The organism is Rhizosphaericola mali, assembly GCF_004337365.2.
Lineage (GTDB): Bacteria > Bacteroidota > Bacteroidia > Chitinophagales > Chitinophagaceae > Rhizosphaericola > Rhizosphaericola mali.
This window is the reverse complement of sequence record NZ_CP044016.1, coordinates 519,406-540,990: the sequence shown is the minus strand read 5'-3', so window position 1 is coordinate 540,990 and position 21,585 is coordinate 519,406. Positions and strand designations below refer to the sequence as shown.

Sequence of the window (21,585 nt, the reverse complement as noted above, 5' to 3'; positions counted from 1 at the left end):
TTTCCATTGCTTGCCCTACATTTACCCTATCAAATCAATAGAGTATTAAAATGTATTATCCCTTATCCAAATTGCCCAACGTTGGCTTAACAATTTTTACAGAAATGAGCCAACTGGCATTACAAGAAAATGCCATCAATTTGGGACAGGGATTTCCAGATTATCCAATGGATAAGCAACTTATTGGTTTGGTAAATCAAGCCATGTTGGATGGCAATAACCAATATGCACACTCTAACGGAATTCCATTAATCCGACAAAAATTAGCGCAAAAAGTCGCAGATTTGTACCATTCCAATATAGATCCTGACACGCAGATTACGATCACTCCGGGCGGAACTTATGCTATTTACACAGCACTTACTTCTTTTTTGCAAAAAGACGACGAAGTTATTTTATTTGAACCAGCGTATGATTGCTATGTTCCAATCATCGAATTAAATGGCGCAAAACCTGTGTATATTCAATTACAAGCCCCTGAATATGCTATCGATTGGCAGGAAGTTAGAAGTAAAATAACGAATCGTACCAAAGCGATTATTATTAATTCTCCACAAAATCCAACAGGTTCTGTTTTATCCAAACAAGATATTCAGGAATTAATAGCAGTGACGGAAGGTACGGATATTATCGTTATCAGCGACGAAGTGTACGAACATCTCATTTTTGATGATTTGCAACATGAAAGTATTTTGAAATATCCCGAATTATTGAAACGTGGATTTGCATGTTTCTCTTTTGGGAAAACCTACAATTGTACCGGTTGGAAATTGGGATACGCCATCAGCGCTCCCGAATTAATGGCGGAATTTCGAAAAGTGCATCAGTTTAATTGCTTCAGTAGTTTCACCCCTACACAAGTTGCCTTAGCCCGATTTTTAGATAATAAAGCGGCATATTTGGAATTGGGTAAAAAGATGCAAGCTAAACGTGATTTTCTCCAAAATGCTTTAAAAAATGCACCATTTAAACCGTTGACAAGCCATGGAAGCTATTTTCATTGCTATGAATATCAAGGCGGTTTAAAAGAAACAGGAATTGACCTTGCTAAGAAAATCACCGCACAATATAAAGTCGCAACGATTCCAGTAAGTGCATTTTACCATGATGGAGGTGCGCCTAACCAAATTTTACGTTTTTGTTTTTGTAAACAAGATACAACATTAGAAGAAGCTGGAAGGAGATTGAGTATTTTTAATTGATTTTATTTAAGACTCTTCACTGCTGTAGTGCTTGGTCCATTTTCGCCAATAAAACCTTGAATATCCGTAATCGTTTTAGTATTGATTCGAACTAATAAAGTATTATCTTCTTTATTGACCGTCACATTATTATAGGGCAATATGGTAATTTTTCCAATCCTATCTATATTGACAAGATAATCTTTAAACTGTGTCGTTACTAATTTTCCATCAACGGTACAAATAACTTTTGAGGGATTCAATTGCAAAGAATCTTTAATTAAAGTAAGAAGAGAACCAGAAGTTTTTAGGTATTTTTTTGCACCTTCTTTTAAAGAAATACGAATTACACCTTTATAAACTTGATTATCAATAATTGTATCATTCTTAGAAATTACATTTACACTTTCAATACTGTCCGTCGGAATTGTATTAAACATCTCTTTTTTCACATCTCTTCCGTCTACTAAAATCAATGGAGAAAATTCTCTTGAAACAGCAGCAGTATCAAAATATACAGGAACTTTAGTGTCATCCGATTTTAAATAGACGATTTTACTCGACTGGGCAGTTACAAAATTGGCCATCAAACAAAGGCTCAAAAAGGTTAGGATATATTTCATCATTTAGTTTTCACTAAAATTAAAGAAATTTATTGAAATATGCATTTTGATAAATTAGAAATTATTCTATGCATATATTTAGATAAAATATGAGTGGTAATAACAGATTACTTCGCTACGCTCGAAATGACGTCATTGTGAGCGCAGCGAAGTAATCTCATTTATGCAAGACAATTGCACGGCTAACTTCAACTGCTATTTCCCTATAAAATCTCTTGCTCTTTCCAGATCTTGTGGAGTATCTATCCCAATACCCATTGCACTAACTTCTACCATTTTCAATTGAATTCCATGTTCCAAATAACGCAAACATTCAATTTTTTCAGCGGCTTCCAGTGGTGTAATATCCCAATTAGTAAAGGACATCAACGCATTTTTTCGGAAAGCATATACGCCTATATGATGGTAATAAGGAACTTCGATCGTGGTATCGCGGTGATAAGGAATAACCGAACGACTAAATAATAGGGAATTATTGTTCAAATCCACGGCGACTTTTACATTGCTTGGTTCTTTGACCATTTCCGGATCGGAAAATTTACGCATCAAGCTTGCCACTTGCACATCGGCACCAGCATCCCCGTCAAATACTTGTAATAATTTTTCCAAAGGTTCTTTTTGAACGAATGGTTCATCACCTTGCACGTTGAGTACAATATCCACATCCATATCTGCAATAGCCTCTGCAATACGATCACTGCCAGACTCATGCGGACGCTTATTCATCACAGCACGACCGCCGTTTTGCGTAATTTCGTCAAATATAATTTCGCTGTCTGTCGCTACGAAAACCTCATCAAACAGGCCTGTCGCTACGGTATTTTCATACGTATGACGAATGATCGTTTTCTCCCCCAAAATCTTCATCAATTTTCCAGGAAAACGAGAAGAATCATATCGTGCGGGTATTAATGCAAATTTTTTCATGGAATATTCTAATTTTCAATCAAAGCCTTGATATCTGGATCATCTTTTAGATTATTCATCTGTCGCATGATCCAATTGGCATGATGCTCTACATATCTGTCACCAGAAGTAGCAATAAATTTTTTAGGATTGGGGAGACATGCAATAATCAATGCTGCCTCTCTCCTCGTCAAATCTTTGGCTGGTTTGTGAAAATAATGCTGCGCTGCGGCTTCTACACCAAATAAGCCAGGACCTGTTTCTATAACATTCAAATACACATTTAAAATGCGTTTTTTACCCCAAATCCATTCAATGATTTTGGTAAAATAAAATTCAGGTACTTTTCTAATATATTTCATCACGCCTTCCCCTTGCCAAAGAAATACATTTTTGGCCGTTTGTTGACTTATAGTACTTGCGGCACCACCTCGCACACGATTTTTGTGTTTGGTGAGCATGCTTTTTTCCATTTGTTTCCAATCAAAACCTCCATGATCTGGAAATAATTGATCTTCACTTGCCATGGCTGCTAGTTTAAGATTGCTACTAATCTCGTCTCCACTGACATAATCTCTAGTCAAACCATAAGGTCCGAGCCAGCTACTTAATTGGGTTAGCGTAATTGGTGGCATCACAACTTTGCAACAAGCTGCATAAACAGTTGAAGCAAGAAGTAAGAAAAAACACCATTTTAGAATAGAACGAATCATTTTTTTATCCGTGTATTTGGCGGCAAAGTTAAGAATACGTCAGCCAATTTGATTGCATAATTTCATTTTTAAGTTTGGATAAACTTATGTAGGCGACCTATCTTTGTCGCATGACAGGCACGGATAGAGCAATTATTGAAAAAGTGATCGTACATAAAGTCGGCAATCCTTCTCGAGGAGAAGAACTCAAACTTTCACAAAATCCTTTGACTCTTAATGATGATTTGGTAAAAAGCATGCTGAGCAAATATTTTCTCGGCGCATTTAATGAAAATGATCGTTACCATTTCACCCATTTAAATGATATTGAACTCAATGAAGTCTACAATTATGCAACGCATATATTTGAAAAGCCAGATGATTTTTTAGCTTATTCAGCTCTAATTGCGCAGTTTCTATATAGTAAAAGCACGCATGTAAAAGTAAAAGAAGGCGAATTGTATGTGGCGCTATTTGATAAAATTTGGATAGAAGAGGACGAATTACAAGCGATTGGGATATTCAAAAGTGAAAGCAAAGAGACATTTTTGAAAGTATTCCCACATGGCACTAGTTACGAAGTAGTTCAAGAAGAAGGTGTAAATATTAACAAATTAGACAAAGGATGTTTGATTTTGCGTAAAGAAAAGGAAAATGGCTATGTTTGTTTGGCACTGGATGCGACGAATAAAAATAATGAAGCGCAATATTGGATCAAGGATTTTTTGCAACTAGAATCCATCGTTGATAGTTATCACAGTACGGATGATTATCTTACCTTGTGCAAACAATTTATCACCGAAGAATTTCCAAGTAAATTTGAAGTTTCCAAAAGCGACCAGATCGATTTGATGAATCGTTCCATGGAGTATTTCAAAACGGAAGAAAAATTCAACATCGAACAATTTGCAGAAAATGTTATCAATCACGAAGATGTCATTGATAGTTTCAAAGATTTTAAATCCAGATACGAATCATCCAAAGACATTGCGTTAGAAGATGATTTTGACATCCATCTTTCTGCCGTTAAAAAACAAAACAAGAATTTCAAAAGTGTATTGAAACTGGATAATAATTTTATAATTAATATCCATAGCCGTAGAGACTTGATGGAAAAAGGTATCGACGAAGCGACTGGACATCAATACTATAAATTTTATTATGATGAAGAAAAATAAATTAAAAATATTATCATTAGGAGCAGTTTTATTTTCTATAGTAAGTTGTCAAACTAATTTTGATGAGCAACTACAAGCAGATGCGAAAACATTACAAAAAAAATGTCCAGTCATGATGGATGACATTACACGCTGGGATAGCGTGAGCGTACTACCTGGAAATACTTTTCGTTATTCCTATACTATAGTTACATCAGAAAAAAAAGACATCGACTCTTCTAATCTTGTAAAGTCATTAGAACCTTCTTTTATCAATCAAGTAAAAACAGAACCTTCTCTTGCTAGATATAGGGAAAATAATGTAACTATGTCTTATAGTTATAAAGATAAAAATGGCCAATCTATCGCAACGATCAATATCTCTCCTAAAATGTACAAAGACTAAAAACTTATACTATGAAAATATTAAAACTAAGTATATTAGCTTTAATCATTTTATCAAGTTCTAAAATAAATGCACAATCCTTTAAAGTACTGCCATTAGGAATACACGGCGGATTGGAAGAAAGCAATCTTTCTGCTTATTTAGCAGCAAATGATACGAGTCAGCAATATGTTGCGCTAGATGCAGGCACTTTGTATAGTGGAATAAAAGTAGCCATGCAAAATCATAGTTTACCCACTGAAGCGCCCGAAAAATTCATCCAAAATAATATCAAAGCTTATTTTATATCTCATCCACATTTGGACCATGTGGCAGGTTTAATTCAAAACTCTCCAGCGGATAGTAAAAAAACGATTTATGGTTTGGGGAGTTGCATAGAATCCATAGACAAACATTATTTCAGTTGGGAATCTTGGGCGAATTTTTCGGATATAGGAGAAAAGCCCAAATTAGGAAAATATCATTTGGATACTTTACAAAAAGATAGTTCGATCATAGAACCTAATACAGGATTGAAGATTACGACATTCCAACTATCACATGGCGAGCCTTTTAAAAGCACCGCTTTTTTAGTAACGAACCAATCTGATAATTCAATTTTGTATTTAGGTGATACAGGAGCTGATACAATAGAACATAGTCATAGTTTGCATCATTTATGGGAAAATATCGCACCATTAATAACTTCCAAAAAATTAAAAGCAATTTTTATTGAAGTTTCTTTTCCCAATAGTCAACCAGATAAATTATTATTTGGACACTTAACGCCAAGGCTTTTGAATATGGAATTAGCGGATTTGGAAGAATTAACAAATGCTGCAGCATTGAAAAATTTACCTATAGTAATTACACATATCAAACCCGATGGCAATAACCCGGCAACTATAAAAAAAGAATTATTAAATAAAAATCCATTTCAGGTGAAATGGATTTTTCCAGAGCAAGGTAGATTTTTAAAATTCTAAACTATAAATTTTCATTATCAATTTGACTCCAAGATATATCTCTAATTGAAGTCATTATATACCAAATGGCTAGTATAACCAAAAGTAAGACAAGCCATACCGCCCAAGTGAAACTATAGATTAAATAATGCCCAACACCTAAAAATCCAATTAAAAGCATTCTCAACAAATTCTTAATATAATCATTTCCTTTAGCCGAATTATTTTCAAATATAGAAAAAGGTAATTGCTTTTTTCCGCCAAGCATCATTACCACCGACACTAATATTACATTACAAAATCCAAGTAATAAATTCGGGATGATTTTAGGTCCAACTATAATAAGAAATAGTAAAAAAATAATTATAGCAAAAGGCATAAAATATTTAACTAATAATCCCTTGAGTGCACCTAAAATAATTTTGCCTGGCCGATCAATCGGTTTTGTAAAATAAATCCATGCGGCTTTAAAATTTTCCGCAACATTCATTTGATACGCCAAAGCTAGACTCAACATAAACAAGGAATAAATGGAAGCCAAAACCATTCTTTTCCCATAAGAAGTTTGTCCTCTTAAATCATCTAACGAAAACATATGCCCTTTCTTTACGCCACCAATTATCACAGCATAAAAAATCACATAGCCAAACATTGGATAAACTTTCGTCTTAAATTCTCTTAATCGGCCACTCATTTTCCATACAAATACAAAGGCTCCACGCTCCGCTCCTTTCTTGGTAAAGATGGTTGAGAGTTTTTGAGCTAAACTCTTTTGTGTTTTAGTAGTAATCTGCTTTTTTCTAACTTTAGGCGTATCTACTGAGCCATTTATTTGGTATAATTTGCTCGCAAATGAAGGTGCTAAAAATTTTAAAATGATAAATAGAAAAATAAATGGAGATACAAATGTCAAGGCAAATCCAACCCAAGAAGTCATATTCATCACTCCATGATTGAAAAATCGAATAACCATCGCATACCAATAACTAGGAAAAAACACCATCCAATCTTGCAAACTGATAGAAAAATTTATTCCGTCATCCTCATTTGTACCTAAAAATCGAGGCAAAATTTGAAATCCCAAATAAATACCCACAAATGCAATTACTTGTAACATTCCTAATACAGAGGCCAACCTTTTAGGCGATAACCATTGCATCAAAATCAAGTAAAATGCAGAAACTATAAAACTAGAAAAGAAACAAGTAGAAAAACATCCAATCAACAGTCCCAAAGAGAAGAGCGGACTCCAACCAATCGCAACTAAAATCACTCCAGGCAAAAATAAAGGAAATGCCAAAGTCAATACTCGAATCAGAACATGAAAATTTCTACTTAATGCCACGGTTCCATTAGAAACTGGTCGTGGCAAAATGATAAAATTATCTTTTCCAGATAGTAGTATCTCAGCCAATCCAGAAAGCGTAGTAATACTTAATAATACAGTTAACATTACAAAATAAAAAAAAGAGATTTCCGTATAGTTTTTTCCTCCATTTAATACTGGAATCGCCATAAGTAGTCCCATAATTAGGTTGATAAAAAAATCACCCCATCGCGCATTACTTAGTTCTTTTTTCTTTTTTCTTCGCCCCATTTTCATCAAACTACTAGGCGTACGATCATCCATTTCTAACTTTGTCATTAAGATACATTCCAATTGATGTACATTGACATTCATTTTTTGATATAAACCCTTAGGTACTAATGTTAATTTCAAAAATAATTTATCTAAAATATTCATAGGTAGTCTTTAGTTTTTCAAAGCATCAATAAATTCATCCGTAGCTTCATTATTCGAAATATTGGAAGCTGTTAAACTAGCAAATATTTGTTCCAAATTACCACCGCCTTCTTTTTGTTTCAATTCTTCAAAACTACCATCTGCAACAATCTCACCATGATTAATTAAGATAATACGATCACTCACTTTCTCCACAACATCCATCATGTGACTACAATAAAAAATGGTCTTACCTTCCGCGGATAGCCTTGAAATTAGATTTTTAATCAAAATAACACTATTAGCATCAAGTCCACTTAGCGGCTCATCTAATATTATAATATCAGGATTATGCAATAGTCCAGAAGCGATTAACACTTTTTGTCGCATCCCTTTACTGAATGATTCAATACGATTATCTATCTGTTCTTTTAACCCAAATGCCGTCATAAATTTCTCAATACGTTCTTGGCAAAGCGCTGCATCCATTTCATACAAACTACCAACAAATTCCAAATATTCACGTGGGGTAAGTACTTCATATAACTCAGCAACTTCGGGTATATAACCTATCATGGATTTCACTTTCAAAGGATCTTCTTGAATATTAATACCATTGACAATCACTTCACCCGAAAAATCAGTAATCAAACCTGTCAATATTTTCACAGTAGTACTTTTACCTGCTCCATTTGGGCCAATATATCCCAAAACTTGTCCAGAAAGAACTTCTAAATTGATATGATTTAAAACTTTTTTAGTATCGTAGTATTTTTCTAAATTTCTAATAGTTATAGTAGGCGTTGGCATAACAGAAATATTTTGTATAAATATAACAAATTGGCAATAAAAAAGCACGGAATTTATCCGTGCTTATATAAATTATTTGAAAGACCTATTTACTCAACAGCCATTTTTTCACCGCATCAAAATCGGCATTGATTACAGTACTTTCCTTTTTCTTTTCAAATAAGTACTTTGCATCTTCTGGAATAGGGATCTGTCTTCCGATAACTTCTTCTACTACATTTGGAAATTTAACGGGATGAGCCGTTTCAAGTAAAAAGCCATTTCCTCCATTTGCATTAATATAGTCAGACAACGCTTTGTATGCAACAGCGCCATGCGGATCTAATACATAGTTTGTACGACTTTCAACTTCTTTAATAGTAGCTTTTGTAGTTTCATCATCCACACTTACACTACTGATGATCTCTGTAATAGAATTATAATCAGCATTAAATATTTCTAAAATTCGAACGAAGTTACTTGGATCCCCTACATCCATGGCATTGGAAATAGTTGCAACAGCCATTTGCGGACTATAATTTCCTGTTGCAAAATACTTAGGCACCTCATCATTTGCATTACAAGCAGCAACAAAATGTTTCACAGGAAGACCCGCTTGCTGTGCCATAATACCTGCACAAATATTTCCAAAATTACCACTTGGCACACAGATAATTGGAGCTTCATTGTATTTTTTAAACCACTTTTGTACTGCGAAAAAATAATATAGTTGTTGAGGCAACCAACGTGCCACATTTATAGAATTGGCAGATGTCAACGTTAAATGCTTATTCAAATCCTCATCCATAAATGCTTGTTTAACGATCGCTTGACAATCATCAAAACTACCATTCACTTCGAGTGCTGTAATATTTTGACCGCAAGTAGTCAATTGTAGTTCTTGTATAGGACTAACTTTTCCGGAAGGATATAAAATAACTACGTTCACTCCTTCCACCCCTAGAAAACCATTCGCAACAGCACCACCAGTATCACCAGACGTAGCAACGAGAACGGTCGTATTTTCTTTTTTTCCTTTATTAAAATACCCCAAACAACGACTCATAAATCTTGCACCAACATCTTTAAACGCTAAAGTTGGGCCATGAAATAATTCAAGAGAAGAAATATTTTCATCAATTTTCACTAAAGGAAAATCAAAATTTATAGTTTCAGCAACGATTCTTTTCAATTCATTATTCGGAATACTTTCCCCTACAAAATTTTTCATTACTGCAAATCCAATTTCTTCTTTCGACATGGTTGGAAATGCATCCCAAAATTCTTGCGATAATTTTGGAACAAATTCAGGAAAATATAAACCTTTATCTGGCGCCTGACCATGTACAGCCGCATATGCGAAATCTACATTAGGCGCTTTTTTATTTAAACTATAATATTGCATAATTTCTATTTTAACTAAAATTCGTTGATAACCTTAGCTCCTTCTTTATTAATAAATGTAACGTACGTATAATAGTCTATTCCTAATTTCGTAAATTCATCTTGCATTACCTTTTCCACATTCTTAGCAATTTCTTCCGTTTCACTCAACATAAAAATAGATGGTCCAGAGCCGGATATACCACCACCTAAAGCACCCGCAGCTATACATTTTAATTTAACATCCTTAAAACCTGGAATTAAAATACTACGAACAGGCTCTATGATTTCATCTTGCAAAGAACGACCAATCAACGCATTATCCTCCATCAAAATACCGGCAACTAAGCCTCCAACATTTCCCCATTGGCGTATAGCCGATTTCAAAGACACATCTCTACGAAGAATAGCTCTTGCATCAGCAGTGCGCACTTCAATCTGTGGATGTACGATAGTCACATGCAGATTGGGCGATTTCAAAGGAATAATATCTAAAGGAGCAACTGAGCGAATTAGCGTAACACCACCATAAACAACAGGCGCGATATTATCCGCATGTTTTACGCCACTTGCTACTTTTTCTCCAAACATAGCGAACTCAATCAATTGTTCTTTGGTAAATTTATTACCTAATAGATGGTTTACACCAACCACCGCACCCGCAGCACTTGCAGCACTAGATCCAATGCCACTTCCGGGCTTAATTTTCTTATGTATAGTAATTTCAAATCCAATAGTATTATCCAATTCTTTCATCATTTCGATAATAGGAGCTCCTGCTGTATTTTCAGCAGGATTTTCAGGTAAAGGATAACCATCCGCACTTTTAATTATTAATTTTGGTTCGTCCAAAATTCTAAAATCCATCAAATCTGCTGGTGCAGATAAGCACAAACCCAACACATCAAATCCACAAACCAAATTGGCTACACTACCTGGTGCAGCGACTGTACAACCATTCATGACTATAATTTCTTTTATTTTGGAATTAGATTCCTGCTTTAATTAAATCTGCAAATACACCACTCGCAGTAACGTCTGCACCCGCTCCAGCACCTTTTACTACTAAAGGTTGATCAGGATAACGCATTGTGTAAAAAAGTACAATATTATCCTTACCATATAAATGATAAAAATCTGAATCTGCAGGAATATGTTGTAAACCAACGGAAGCCTTTCCATTTACAAATTCTGCAACAAATTTTAATTTACAATTTTCTTTAGCAGCAGCGTTGTATAATGCTTTGAAATGAGCTTCATGTTTTTCCATCTCTTTGTAAAAATCTTCTACGCTTCCTTCAAAACAAGATGCAGGCAAAAAGGATTTATTTTTAATTTCATCCATTTCCAAAATATAACCAGCTTCTCTAGCTAAGATCATAATCTTGCGCATAACATCCGTACCACCCAAGTCTAAACGAGGATCTGGTTCTGTATATCCTTCCGCTTGTGCTTGTCTTACAACCTCAGCAAATGGTTTGGTTGCATCATAGTTATTGAATACAAAATTTAAAGTACCTGAAAGAACTGCTTGCACTTTATTGACAACATCGCCACTTCTTATCAAATCATTCAACGTTCCAATAACTGGTAATCCTGCGCCAACATTGGTTTCAAATAAAAATGGAGCATTAAACTCGTGTGACAAAGATTTTAGTTGTGCATAAGACGCATAACTAGACGATGCGGCGATCTTATTACAAGCCACAACTGCAATACTTTTGGAAAGTAATCGTCCGTAAACAGCAGCAACGGCGGCATTGGCAGTAACATCCACGACTATAGAATTACGTAAATTTTTAGAAATTACTGCATTAACGAATGTATCCAAATCACCTGCTTCAGCTGCCTCTAATTCTTCTTTCCACTTAGTTAAAGAAACACTTCCATTTTCTTTAATCAACATATTACGACTATTACTTAGTCCCACGATTCGTACTTCAACACTTAAATTTTTCTTTAAGTATTTTAATTGATGATGTATTTGCTCAAGTAAACGACCACCCACATTACCCGTACCAACGACATATACATTTAATTGTTTGTACACAGACTCGAAAAATGCTTCATGCAAAACGTTTACTGCTTTTTTCACATCTGCATTAGAAATGACTGCCGAAATATTTTTTTCAGATGAACCTTGTGCTATTGCTCGTACATTGATACCATTGCGACCCAATGTTCCAAACATTTTTCCACTAATATTTGGATGGCTTTTCATCTTATCTCCCACTAAGGCAACTATAGATAAATTATCCTCTTCAACTACTGGAAAAACTTTATTATTGACTATATCAAATTCAAATGCTTTATTGATGGCTTCGCTTGCCCTAGAGGCATCTACCGCATTGACCGCTACACAAATAGAATATTCAGAAGAACCTTGCGTGATTAAGATTACATTGACTTTTGCAAATGCTAATGCTTCGAATAATGTTTTAGAAAAACCAGGAATACCAACCATCCCACCACCTTCCAAACTCAATAAAGCAACTTCTGTAATACTAGAAATACCCGAAACTATATTTCCTTCATGTGATGCCGTTGCATTCATTAAAGTTCCTTTATCCTCTGGAGCAAAAGTATTTTTTACCCAAACTGGAATATTCTTTTGCATAACAGGTAAAATCGTTGGCGGATAGATCACCTTAGCACCAAAATGAGACAATTCCATTGCTTCTTTATACGAAATCATAGGAATTGGTTTGGCGCTTGGCACCCAACGTGGGTCAGCTGTCATCATACCAGAAACATCCGTCCAGATTTCTAAAGAGGGCGCATCTACTGCTGCGGCATATATAGCGGCAGAATAGTCTGATCCGCCACGTCCTAATGTGGTCGCATGTCCATTATTACCGCGAGCTATAAAACCAGGCGCCATATATAAATTAGCTGGATTGGATTTAAGAAAATCTTTAATTTTGACATTTGTTTTTTCAAAATCTACAGCAGCATAACTATAATTATTATTTGTTTCAATCACCGCTCTGGAGTCCATCCAGACATTTTTCACCTTGATAGATTCCAAATAAGCCGAAATTATTTTACTTGAAAGTAATTCACCATAACCAACGATTCTATCTTTCGTTGCAGGAGATAATTCTTGCAAACGAAATACACTTTCACAAATATCTTCTAGTTCGTTGAAGATTTGCATGATCATACTGAGACAGCCACTTCTAGTTGCTACAGGCAATAGTTCGTTTGCAGCTTCGATATGCTGTGTAGTAAGACTTTGTAAGATTTTTTCGTATTCTTTTTCAGGTTGACAAGACTTATCTCCTAGTTGTAAGAGCTTGTCGGTAACACCTTTCATAGCCGAAACAACTACAATTTGTTTTGCATAGTTGTTATGTGTAACGATTTGAACGACTTTCTTTATATTTTCGGCATTTGCAACAGAGGAACCACCAAATTTTAAAACTTGCATAAAATATTATTAGTAAAACTATTCAGCATGGAAATATGCTTTTCGTATAAATTTCTTTGAATGAAAACGGCGTATAGCCCAGAGGATGATATAAAAATTTGTTACCCTTTACAGGGTAATAATAATAGTAGTTGTGATGATAGAAGAAACTATCATAGTCGTATTTTTTGTGATAATATGTAAACTACTATTTGTCATTTGCTAAACTTCCGCTAAGGTATATTAAAAGTTCATTAACAACCAAAACATTTTACAAAATCTAACAATTCACTAATTTACAGAACAAAAGATCAAATTATCTCACAATAATTTGATCTTTTCTAACAAATAAACCATTTATATAAATGTCAAGCAATTAACAATTAAAATTCTTTTGTAAAATCAATTTTAATTCTCGTCTGAAAATTCTTAATGGATTTGAAAATTTCGACAATCGTCAATTTTTCAATTCTAGAAAATCTTTTTATTTGCATATAATTATCTGGATCGACTTTATCCACGATAATCTGTCTCGCTTGATGACGCAAACGCATTGTCATAAGTAAATAATAAGATTGAATCAATTCCAAATATTCCTCTTCTTTAAATACGCCAGCTTTATATAGCGCCTTAATACGCTCCCCTGTATTGACTTCTTGAATATGATTTTTCAAACTATACACGCGAACCAAATCTACAATTGGAGTCATCGCACGCTTAACATCAAACACTTCCAATGCACCTTTGGTAAATGTTTTTATTCCTTTAAAGAAGGTCAATGGCGGCTCGTATTGCAAGGCATTTTTTGCCATAAAGAAAAATATTCGCTCCAATGGTGCTTCAAGCGCTTTATCCAAAAAGGAATACAACTCGCTCATAATTGCTTTATCTCCATATAAATAGCGACAATCAAAAAAGGTCGTAAACTTAATTATAGTCTCCGGCACAGCGTCAGCCATCCATTCTTCATAGTTGCGTTTCCAATGCGAAAGTGAATGTGTCCATTTCGGATTTTGCGCCATAAAACCGCCTGTACAATAGCTAAATCCAATCGTATTCAAACTATCAGACACTCTTTTTGCAAAATCTAAAAAGTATGCACGCACTTCCTCTCTGTGTTCATTTGCCTTATCCTCATAAATAATTGCATTATCTTGATCGGTTTTGAAAGTTTGTTCCATACGACCCTCACTTCCCAAAACCATAAAGCAAAATTTTGCTGGCGGTTCACCGACCATTTCAATTGTTCTTTCTATTACTTTTATAGCAATCGCATCCGAAATAGTGGTAACGACTTTATTTGCAATTCCTGCTTGAATACCACGATCCAACAATTGGGTAATTATCTTTGGAACTTCCAACCATTTTTGGCGCAATTCCTCATCTGAATTAGCCGTTTTGATACTTTGGATAAATAACACAGGCGATTCGGATTGTTCCGCCAATAGTCGATTTCGACTCATAAATCCAATATATTTTCCGCCATCTTCAACCAATAAATAGCGTGAATGAGTACGCAACATTTTCAACACAGCTTCAAATACATGCGCATTGACATTAATACTATTTAACCCAAAATGCATAATCTCTGACGCAACCGTTTCATTGGTTTTCTGAGCGCCGATAACGCGATCTCGTAACAATATATCCGTTATATAACCAACAATTTTTTTGTTTGCATCTTTCACGAAAACACAACTAACTTTATTTTCAGACATGGTTTTTGCAACCTCATATGCGGGCATTTCAAGCGAAACCGTAACAATATTTCGATAAGAGATATCGCTTATTTTTTTCGAATAAAATTGATCCGCTTCTACAAAGCTGTCATCTTTCCAAGCAGGTTTTTTATAGAAATGTGCAAAATCAGGATCCAACATTCTTGAGGCAAAATCCGAGGTAAAAAATTTCAAAAACGCTGGAAATTCTGCACATAAAGTCCGAAAATATTTTCTATGCAAAAATAACGTTTGCGTATTTTTCTCCACGATTACCGTACGGATCGCCAATCGCTGATTCAATAAGATAGAAATTGCGCCAAAAATCGTCCCGGCTTCTTGTATTACTTGTTTGCGTTTAGTACGTTCACTATCATAAAAAAATGTATCAAACGTACCCGAAACAATAATCTCCACACCTCTTAATTTGGAAATTTCTTGTTCGTACAAAGTCTTCTGTTGATCATATTCCCGAACTTCAAATAAATCAGCAATTTCTTGCAATTTATCTTCGGGTAAAATATCAAAAGGTGCTATATGCTTTATGGTTTCTAAAATAGTAGAACGATCCATATTTTAATAAATTTCTTTTTAAATAACGCACTATAATATTGCCAATAAGATCAGAAAAACCATCCTTTTTTCTTTTTTGCATCTGTATTTTGAAACATTTTAGCCAATGGTTTTTGTTCTAATATTGAAGTTTCTGTCAAACCAAACCTTTCTTTCAATGTAAAAAAACATTCTGCCGTCGCCTTCGCATCATAAATTGCATTATGCGGATGCAATTGTTCTTTTCCATAAAAATAAAAATACAATTCGGTGAGTTTCCAACGTCTAGTCGTAAGAGTTGGAATCAAAGTACTTGAGCTCATCATCGTACAAAATGCTGGCTGATTTAACATATTCAATTCCAAATTGGCGCGCGCAAATTCTGCCGCAATTACAGATTCATCAAATTCAATAAAATGCCCAATGACGATTGGATCATATTTTGCAATATCGGCTTCTAATTGAGGTAAAATGGTTAAAATATTTTTGCCATTTTCAAGCAAAAAACTTTGGGATAAATGATGAATGGCAAATGATTCTTCCGGAATTTGGATAGCAGGATTGGATATATAATAATTCTCTTCCTTTACATAAGTGCCATCAAAAGAATAAATAACCCAAGAAACTTGTATTACATTGGGCCAATTTTCAGTTTCAGAATAAGGTTTTCCCCATTTTTTGGGTAATCCATTCGTTTCCGTATCGATGAATAGGTAATAGTTTTTCAATATTTGGGCATATATGGCTAATAATGTAGCATATACATTTATCCCAATTGCGTAACTTTTTTACTTAATCTGTACGCCAAATAAGTAAAGAATGGAGCCGCAATTACGTCAATTGTATAATGTACGTGCTGAATCAGTACAAATATAGCAATTGCAACGGTTGCACAAAGTGCAAATATTTTTTCTGGTTTTCTATTTAATAATAGGAAACAGATAAACATAGAGGAAGTGTGACCAGAGAAAAACAAATCTTTGGTTATATAATTTTTGTGGCCGTAAGTCAAATTACTTAATGGATCTCTCAAAGGAATTAATCGAGCAGGAGGATCCAACGCTACTAACGAAACAGAAATATATCTTAATGTCAACAAAAATAAGATAGCATAAACAGTCAAAATACACTGCTGTGGCGATTGAAACGCACGCAAAACACTCAAACTAATAACGCTCCACAATACCAAAAATACAGGAATAGATAAATCGTAAGCAGGTAAACTATCAACAATAGGATCATGCAAAATGACTCCAGAGCGAATCTGTATCACATGAAAAAATGCAGGCAAACAAGTCACCATCGCAATGGTAACGAATAAACCTACAAAAAACATGGTTTTGTATTGAGTGATTTTCATGGCAGTTTGCCAATCGATAGCAACACTCGTATAATTATCTCTGGTATCTTTTGACATCTATACAAATTACAAAATTTCCAAAATAGAAATTTTGAATTGACAAAATTAAGCAAATGAAATCTATATTAAGTATTTATTTCGATTATGGGAAAAATTTAAGATATAATAGCAAATTTTAACCTAAGCTTTTGAAAGCCATTCCCAAATATTGATTTAAATCACTCGGTAAGAGACTTTCGACAGACTGTTTGGATAATGCTAAATCCGCAGCTAAGCCATGTAAATACACACCCAAAATTGCAGCATTTTTTGAAATATAGCCTTGTGCAAGCAAGGAAGTTATAATTCCGCTCAAGGTATCTCCGCTCCCACCTGTAGCTAATCCGACGTTGCCCGTTGTATTGAAATATCCTACTCCGTCTGCTGCAATCAATGTATTATGTCCTTTTAAAACGATAACACAATGCAATTCTTGACTTTTTTGTAAAGCCAAATCAATCCGATCAAATTCATTTGCAGTCTTTCCAAATAATCGTTCAAATTCTTTGGGATGCGGTGTTAGTATCGCATTTTGAGGAATAAGCGATTTTAATTCGTCATTTGCCGCAATCATATTCAATCCGTCTGCGTCGATCAACAATGGAGATTTGGTGTGCGTCAACACGTCTTTTATAATATCAAATGATTCCATCCCCAAACCTGGACCGATCCCAATACTTTTATATTTATCCCAATCAATTGTCTCATTGCGTTTCATCGACATAGCTTCGGGCAAAGTGATTGCCAATGGCATGGCAATTTCTTCGGGAAAATTACAAGTTAACAAGCCCACACCAGTACGCAAACAAGCATGTGCCGCCATCAGTGCAGCACCATATTTACCTTGGCTTCCTGCAATGAGTAATGCATGTCCAAAAGTACCTTTATGTCCGAATGGATTTCTGGGTTGATAAATATTTTTTGCAAAATTGGCGTCGGTAATTTCAAAATTAGATTCTTGCGTATAGGGGAATTCAGCATCTAAACCAATATCCAAAACATGAATATTTCCCAAATATTGGGCATTCTCTGCGATGAAAAAACATTGCTTATATGTTTGAAAAGTCAAAATTTCATCCGCCTGAATGATAGTATTTCCATATGAAGAATGGTCCAAAAACATTCCAGAAGGAACGTCAATTGCGATGACCTTTTTAGGCGAAAAATTATTGAGATAATTCGCTAATTCAAGTGGCAATCCATTCAATGGCTTATTTATTCCACTTCCAAATAAAGCATCGACCACATAACAATTAGCTTCTAATTTGGGGAAATCATTTGCAGAATGAAGCTCATTTATTTCTAGAGAAGTTGATTTTAATGCCTTCAAATTTGCCTCAAAATCAGCGCTTGATTTTTCCCCAGCCAAAATATTTACCTGAATATTAAAATCTAATGACAGCAACAATTTTGCAATCGCCAAACCGTCTCCGCCATTATTACCACGACCACAAAAAATATAAATCGTACTTTTTTTATCCAAATTTTCAACGATCCAATCCACACATTTTTTAGCAGCACGCTCCATCAATTCCAACGATGTAAGTTGTTGGTTTTGAATCGTAATTTGATCCCATTGATGTATTTGTGATGCATTTAAAAGTTTCATTTTCAATTATTTTCTTAAAAAAACGACTTCACCATTATCCCATTTGATGATCTGACTGGGCGCACTTCTTTGCGTATCTTCTCTTCGATAATTCACCGCATAATCGACACCATCGACGATTTCTTTTTCAATTTCAGGAAAAATAGCTGGCGCAGGATGACCGCTGATATTAGCAGAAGTGCTCACGATAGGCTTTTTCAATCTTTGAATTATTTTTTTACAAAACTCATCTCTACAAAGGCGAATAGCAATCGAACCATTATCCGAAACTACGTTGTCCGCCAACCCCAAGGCATTGTCATAGATAACTGTTGTCGGACGTTCTTGCGCTTTTACAAAATCAAAAACCGCCAAATCTGGTGCCGCTACGTAATGAATTAAATCTCGCTCATCGGCTAACAAAGTGACAAAACTTTTATTGGCAGGACGATGTTTTAATTGAATGATTTTTTCTACTGCTTCGGCATTCGTCGCATCACATCCCAAACCCCAAACGGTATCTGTCGGATACAAAATAATTCCACCTTTTTTCAAGATTTGAACGCATTGTTCCAAATCATTTGTAAAGTCATTGTTCATAGGTGCTAAATTAATCCACTCTATACATTAAGTTTGCAAAAAATTTAAATACTTAATCACATTTATAAAATATGAAAGAATTAATCGAAGCAGCTTGGGCAAATAGAGAACTAATTAAAGAGGCAAGATATATCGATGCCGTTAAAGCGGTTATTGAAGACGTGGACAAAGGTCGATTAAGAACTGCTGCGCCTACGGAAAGTGGTGAATGGCAAGTAAATGAATGGGTTAAACAGGCAATTTTGATGTATTTTGGTATTCAAAAAATGCAAACTTGGGAAGCTGGCCCTTTGGAATGGTATGATAAAATGGAATTAAAACATGGTTATGAAGCATTAGGCATTCGTGCAGTTCCTCATGCTGTTGCTAGATATGGAGCCTATATTTCTGCTGGCGTTGTATTAATGCCTAGCTATGTCAATATTGGCGCTTATGTTGATGAGGGAACCATGGTAGACACTTGGGCTACAGTGGGAAGTTGTGCTCAGATAGGCAAACATTGTCATTTAAGTGGTGGTGTAGGTATTGGAGGCGTGTTGGAACCATTGCAAGCATCTCCTGTTATCATTGAAGACAATTGCTTTATCGGAAGTAGGGCAATTATCGTAGAAGGCGTACATGTAGGAAAAGAAGCGGTAATCGGTGCGGGTGTTACCTTGACAAAATCTACACATATCATCGACGTTTCTGGGGATGCTCCCGTGACAATCAAAGGTCATATCCCTGCAAGAAGTGTGGTTATTCCAGGCTCTTATCCAAAACAATTCCCCGCTGGAGAATATAATGTCAATTGTGCATTGATTATCGGAAAAAGAAAAGCGAGTACTGACGTGAAGACAAGCTTAAATGACGCTTTGCGTGATTTTAACGTAGCCGTATAATTTAACAATATAATTGTGGAAGATTAGCACGTTTTTTGTAAATTAGTTTTTGAATATTAGATCTTAAACCATTCATATTCATTGAAATGAAAAAATTATTTTTATTAGCAGTTGCTAGCGTTGGACTATTAAGTCTACAAGCGCAGCGTTTTAAGGGAAATACCGTTACAGAAAGAACGAAGATCGGAATACATGGTGGTATGAGCGTAGCTTATTTATCCTATGGAAGTGGTTACGATGGTTATGGTAATTATTATAGCAACAATAGCGATGCGCTTGTTGGGGGCACTTATGGTATAGATATAGAAATGCCATTGAAAAATGGATGGTATTTACAACCAGAAGTAAATTATACCAATATGGGTGGTAAAGATTGGAACACTCAGACGGATAATAATAACAATAGTTATTCATTTAAATATCGAGACGCATTAAACTATTTACAAGTTCCTATTTTGATTAAGTACAAACCTATGTTGCAAGGATTTGGTATTTATTTTGGACCTCAATATGGTTATCTTTTGAGTGCGAAAGAGCATTATTATGATGGTAGCCCTTCACAAAATGTTAAAGCAAGTTCCATTAAAAATGAATTTGCTTTAGTTTTAGGTTTTGAATACTACTTTCCTAGTGCAAATGATGGTCCATCTTTCGGTCTTGGTTTACGTGGTGTAGCTGGTTTAACTAATAATGTAAATAAAGATTATCTATACAACAACTTCTCCAATGTTGGGAATATTCCTTCAACACGTAACAATGGTATTTACTTAACTGCAGGAGTTAGATTCTAACGTTCCGATTCAGTTATATATAAAAAAATAGCCGCGTTTTAAAACGCGGCTATTTTTTTATTTTGGAGTAATCATGTAATAAACACAAGTGGTAAAAAAGTTTCTTACCCAAGGAATATCTTTAACGATGGGTAATTGTTTTTTTGCTTCCCATCCAAATTTCCATTTATAAATAGGATTTATCAAAAAATGTGTTTTTTCGGCAATCTTATATCCTGCGTCTTTGGAGATTTTTTCAAATCTTTCTATTGAAATACCCGTTTCCTTAATTTCCACCATTTCCTCTACATTTTCACCATATTTTTTCAAAATGGATTTGTAAATAGGCATCGGTAGTAAATGATAATAAGGTAATTTGGATAACCATTTATTATGACAGATTTGTTGATGGCCTCCAAATGGCATTTGCCAAGGTGGGAAACCAAAGAAAATATACCCATCAACTTTTAAAAAATGTTGCATACGTGCCATCAATTTGGCTTGATCGTGAATATGCTCAATAACATCTTTTAAAATAATTAAGTCAAATTTTCCTCCCAATGCATCTGCATCAACGAGATAAATATCCTTTGGAATAATTTGCAATTTACCTTGATCGATAAATTCTTTCATCCAAATAGCCGCATTATCCGTACGACTTGTATCAAACTCCACCCCTACACAATCACAACCTTTTTCCAAAAATGGTTGTAATACGCCGCCTTCGCCACATCCAATCTCTAGGACGCGCATACTCGGCTGCATTTTTTTTACTTGTTCAACAAAGGGTAATACATATTCTCTACAATTGACTATCTGAATATCAAAATACCTTTTCCTATCTCCGTGAAACTCAAACATGGT

Annotated in this window: 20 protein-coding genes; 6 read left to right on the top strand and 14 right to left on the bottom strand. The window is 34.8% G+C overall.

Annotated elements, in window-relative coordinates:
* Positions 1 to 50: 50 nt before the first annotated feature.
* Positions 51 to 1,202, top strand: a complete 1,152-nt coding sequence (locus E0W69_RS02340) for a methionine aminotransferase (RefSeq protein ID WP_131328429.1) — start codon at positions 51 to 53, stop codon at positions 1,200 to 1,202.
* 2 nt (positions 1,203 to 1,204) lie between these two features.
* Here E0W69_RS02340 and E0W69_RS02335 read toward each other — a convergent pair whose 3' ends face one another.
* From E0W69_RS02335 to mtgA, 3 genes are all read right to left on the bottom strand, one after another.
* Positions 1,205 to 1,804, bottom strand: a complete 600-nt coding sequence (locus E0W69_RS02335; protein ID WP_131328428.1) for a hypothetical protein — start codon at positions 1,802 to 1,804, stop codon at positions 1,205 to 1,207.
* A 195-nt stretch (positions 1,805 to 1,999) separates the two neighbouring features.
* Positions 2,000 to 2,731 (bottom strand): 3-deoxy-manno-octulosonate cytidylyltransferase, encoded by a 732-nt coding sequence (gene kdsB, locus E0W69_RS02330; protein WP_131328427.1) that lies wholly within the window; start codon positions 2,729 to 2,731, stop codon positions 2,000 to 2,002.
* An 8-nt stretch (positions 2,732 to 2,739) separates the two neighbouring features.
* Positions 2,740 to 3,423, bottom strand: a complete 684-nt coding sequence (gene mtgA / locus E0W69_RS02325) for a monofunctional biosynthetic peptidoglycan transglycosylase (protein ID WP_131328426.1) — start codon at positions 3,421 to 3,423, stop codon at positions 2,740 to 2,742.
* 110 nt (positions 3,424 to 3,533) lie between these two features.
* Here mtgA and E0W69_RS02320 point away from each other — a divergent pair, with 110 nt between their 5' ends.
* From E0W69_RS02320 to E0W69_RS02310, 3 genes are read left to right on the top strand one after another with little or no spacing between them, the layout of a single operon-like run.
* Complete coding sequence (locus E0W69_RS02320) at positions 3,534 to 4,580, top strand: nucleoid-associated protein (protein WP_131328425.1); 1,047 nt, start codon at positions 3,534 to 3,536, stop codon at positions 4,578 to 4,580.
* Entirely contained in the window at positions 4,564 to 4,965 is a 402-nt protein-coding gene (locus E0W69_RS02315) for a hypothetical protein (protein ID WP_131328424.1), read from the top strand. The genes E0W69_RS02320 and E0W69_RS02315 overlap by 17 nt, the downstream gene beginning before the upstream one ends.
* Before the next feature lie 11 nt (positions 4,966 to 4,976).
* On the top strand, positions 4,977 to 5,930 hold the full coding sequence (locus E0W69_RS02310) for an MBL fold metallo-hydrolase (protein WP_131328423.1): 954 nt from the start codon (positions 4,977 to 4,979) through the stop codon (positions 5,928 to 5,930).
* A 1-nt stretch (position 5,931) separates the two neighbouring features.
* On the opposite strand, the gene E0W69_RS02305 is transcribed toward E0W69_RS02310, so the two are convergent.
* The 10 genes from E0W69_RS02305 to E0W69_RS02260 all read right to left on the bottom strand — a co-directional run bounded on the left by E0W69_RS02305 (position 5,932) and on the right by E0W69_RS02260 (position 19,070).
* Positions 5,932 to 7,653, bottom strand: coding sequence for a hypothetical protein (locus tag E0W69_RS02305; RefSeq protein ID WP_131328422.1), 1,722 nt, complete (start codon positions 7,651 to 7,653; stop codon positions 5,932 to 5,934).
* Positions 7,654 to 7,662: 9 nt separating this feature from the next.
* The gene (locus tag E0W69_RS02300) at positions 7,663 to 8,442 is read right to left on the bottom strand and encodes an ABC transporter ATP-binding protein (RefSeq protein ID WP_131328421.1); all 780 of its coding nucleotides are present in this window, start codon (positions 8,440 to 8,442) and stop codon (positions 7,663 to 7,665) included.
* 85 nt (positions 8,443 to 8,527) lie between these two features.
* On the bottom strand, positions 8,528 to 9,826 hold the full coding sequence (gene thrC / locus E0W69_RS02295; RefSeq protein WP_131328420.1) for a threonine synthase: 1,299 nt from the start codon (positions 9,824 to 9,826) through the stop codon (positions 8,528 to 8,530).
* Between the two features lie 14 nt (positions 9,827 to 9,840).
* On the bottom strand, positions 9,841 to 10,767 hold the full coding sequence (locus E0W69_RS02290) for a homoserine kinase (protein ID WP_131328419.1): 927 nt from the start codon (positions 10,765 to 10,767) through the stop codon (positions 9,841 to 9,843).
* Between the two features lie 25 nt (positions 10,768 to 10,792).
* A complete protein-coding gene (thrA, locus tag E0W69_RS02285) occupies positions 10,793 to 13,234 on the bottom strand; it encodes a bifunctional aspartate kinase/homoserine dehydrogenase I (RefSeq protein ID WP_131328418.1) in 2,442 nt (813 codons plus the stop codon).
* Positions 13,235 to 13,596: 362 nt separating this feature from the next.
* Positions 13,597 to 15,504, bottom strand: a complete 1,908-nt coding sequence (locus E0W69_RS02280; protein WP_131328417.1) for a DUF294 nucleotidyltransferase-like domain-containing protein — start codon at positions 15,502 to 15,504, stop codon at positions 13,597 to 13,599.
* A 50-nt stretch (positions 15,505 to 15,554) separates the two neighbouring features.
* On the bottom strand, positions 15,555 to 16,211 hold the full coding sequence (locus tag E0W69_RS02275; protein WP_191967936.1) for a 3'-5' exonuclease: 657 nt from the start codon (positions 16,209 to 16,211) through the stop codon (positions 15,555 to 15,557).
* Between the two features lie 38 nt (positions 16,212 to 16,249).
* Positions 16,250 to 16,900 carry a phosphatase PAP2-related protein gene (locus tag E0W69_RS02270; protein WP_131328415.1) on the bottom strand — a complete coding sequence of 217 codons (651 nt, stop codon included), beginning with the start codon at positions 16,898 to 16,900 and terminating at the stop codon, positions 16,250 to 16,252.
* A gap of 118 nt (positions 16,901 to 17,018) precedes the next feature.
* Positions 17,019 to 18,491: an NAD(P)H-hydrate dehydratase gene (locus E0W69_RS02265; RefSeq protein ID WP_131328414.1), complete on the bottom strand. Its 1,473-nt coding sequence runs from the start codon at positions 18,489 to 18,491 to the stop codon at positions 17,019 to 17,021.
* 6 nt (positions 18,492 to 18,497) lie between these two features.
* Positions 18,498 to 19,070: an L-threonylcarbamoyladenylate synthase gene (locus E0W69_RS02260; RefSeq protein WP_131328413.1), complete on the bottom strand. Its 573-nt coding sequence runs from the start codon at positions 19,068 to 19,070 to the stop codon at positions 18,498 to 18,500.
* A gap of 71 nt (positions 19,071 to 19,141) precedes the next feature.
* Between E0W69_RS02260 and E0W69_RS02255 the strand changes: the two genes are divergently transcribed.
* The gene (locus E0W69_RS02255) at positions 19,142 to 19,951 is read left to right on the top strand and encodes a 2,3,4,5-tetrahydropyridine-2,6-dicarboxylate N-succinyltransferase (RefSeq protein ID WP_131328412.1); all 810 of its coding nucleotides are present in this window, start codon (positions 19,142 to 19,144) and stop codon (positions 19,949 to 19,951) included.
* 86 nt (positions 19,952 to 20,037) lie between these two features.
* On the top strand, positions 20,038 to 20,742 hold the full coding sequence (locus tag E0W69_RS02250; protein WP_131328411.1) for a porin family protein: 705 nt from the start codon (positions 20,038 to 20,040) through the stop codon (positions 20,740 to 20,742).
* A gap of 57 nt (positions 20,743 to 20,799) precedes the next feature.
* On the opposite strand, the gene E0W69_RS02245 is transcribed toward E0W69_RS02250, so the two are convergent.
* Complete coding sequence (locus tag E0W69_RS02245) at positions 20,800 to 21,582, bottom strand: class I SAM-dependent methyltransferase (protein WP_131328410.1); 783 nt, start codon at positions 21,580 to 21,582, stop codon at positions 20,800 to 20,802.
* Between the last annotated feature and the right edge of the window lie 3 nt (positions 21,583 to 21,585).

Excerpts from the sequence above, each read along its gene's own strand:
- E0W69_RS02340 (WP_131328429.1), top strand. The coding sequence starts at position 51 with ATGTATTATCCCTTATCCAAATTGCCCAACGTTGGCTTAACAATTTTT.
- E0W69_RS02335 (WP_131328428.1), bottom strand. The coding sequence starts at position 1,804 with ATGAAATATATCCTAACCTTTTTGAGCCTTTGTTTGATGGCCAATTTT.
- kdsB (WP_131328427.1), bottom strand. The coding sequence starts at position 2,731 with ATGAAAAAATTTGCATTAATACCCGCACGATATGATTCTTCTCGTTTT.
- mtgA (WP_131328426.1), bottom strand. The coding sequence starts at position 3,423 with ATGATTCGTTCTATTCTAAAATGGTGTTTTTTCTTACTTCTTGCTTCA.
- E0W69_RS02320 (WP_131328425.1), top strand. The coding sequence starts at position 3,534 with ATGACAGGCACGGATAGAGCAATTATTGAAAAAGTGATCGTACATAAA.
- E0W69_RS02315 (WP_131328424.1), top strand. The coding sequence starts at position 4,564 with ATGATGAAGAAAAATAAATTAAAAATATTATCATTAGGAGCAGTTTTA.
- E0W69_RS02310 (WP_131328423.1), top strand. The coding sequence starts at position 4,977 with ATGAAAATATTAAAACTAAGTATATTAGCTTTAATCATTTTATCAAGT.
- E0W69_RS02305 (WP_131328422.1), bottom strand. The coding sequence starts at position 7,653 with ATGAATATTTTAGATAAATTATTTTTGAAATTAACATTAGTACCTAAG.
- E0W69_RS02300 (WP_131328421.1), bottom strand. The coding sequence starts at position 8,442 with ATGCCAACGCCTACTATAACTATTAGAAATTTAGAAAAATACTACGAT.
- thrC (WP_131328420.1), bottom strand. The coding sequence starts at position 9,826 with ATGCAATATTATAGTTTAAATAAAAAAGCGCCTAATGTAGATTTCGCA.
- E0W69_RS02290 (WP_131328419.1), bottom strand. The coding sequence starts at position 10,767 with ATGAATGGTTGTACAGTCGCTGCACCAGGTAGTGTAGCCAATTTGGTT.
- thrA (WP_131328418.1), bottom strand. The coding sequence starts at position 13,234 with ATGCAAGTTTTAAAATTTGGTGGTTCCTCTGTTGCAAATGCCGAAAAT.
- E0W69_RS02280 (WP_131328417.1), bottom strand. The coding sequence starts at position 15,504 with ATGGATCGTTCTACTATTTTAGAAACCATAAAGCATATAGCACCTTTT.
- E0W69_RS02270 (WP_131328415.1), bottom strand. The coding sequence starts at position 16,900 with ATGTCAAAAGATACCAGAGATAATTATACGAGTGTTGCTATCGATTGG.
- E0W69_RS02265 (WP_131328414.1), bottom strand. The coding sequence starts at position 18,491 with ATGAAACTTTTAAATGCATCACAAATACATCAATGGGATCAAATTACG.
- E0W69_RS02260 (WP_131328413.1), bottom strand. The coding sequence starts at position 19,070 with ATGAACAATGACTTTACAAATGATTTGGAACAATGCGTTCAAATCTTG.
- E0W69_RS02255 (WP_131328412.1), top strand. The coding sequence starts at position 19,142 with ATGAAAGAATTAATCGAAGCAGCTTGGGCAAATAGAGAACTAATTAAA.
- E0W69_RS02250 (WP_131328411.1), top strand. The coding sequence starts at position 20,038 with ATGAAAAAATTATTTTTATTAGCAGTTGCTAGCGTTGGACTATTAAGT.
- E0W69_RS02245 (WP_131328410.1), bottom strand. The coding sequence starts at position 21,582 with ATGTTTGAGTTTCACGGAGATAGGAAAAGGTATTTTGATATTCAGATA.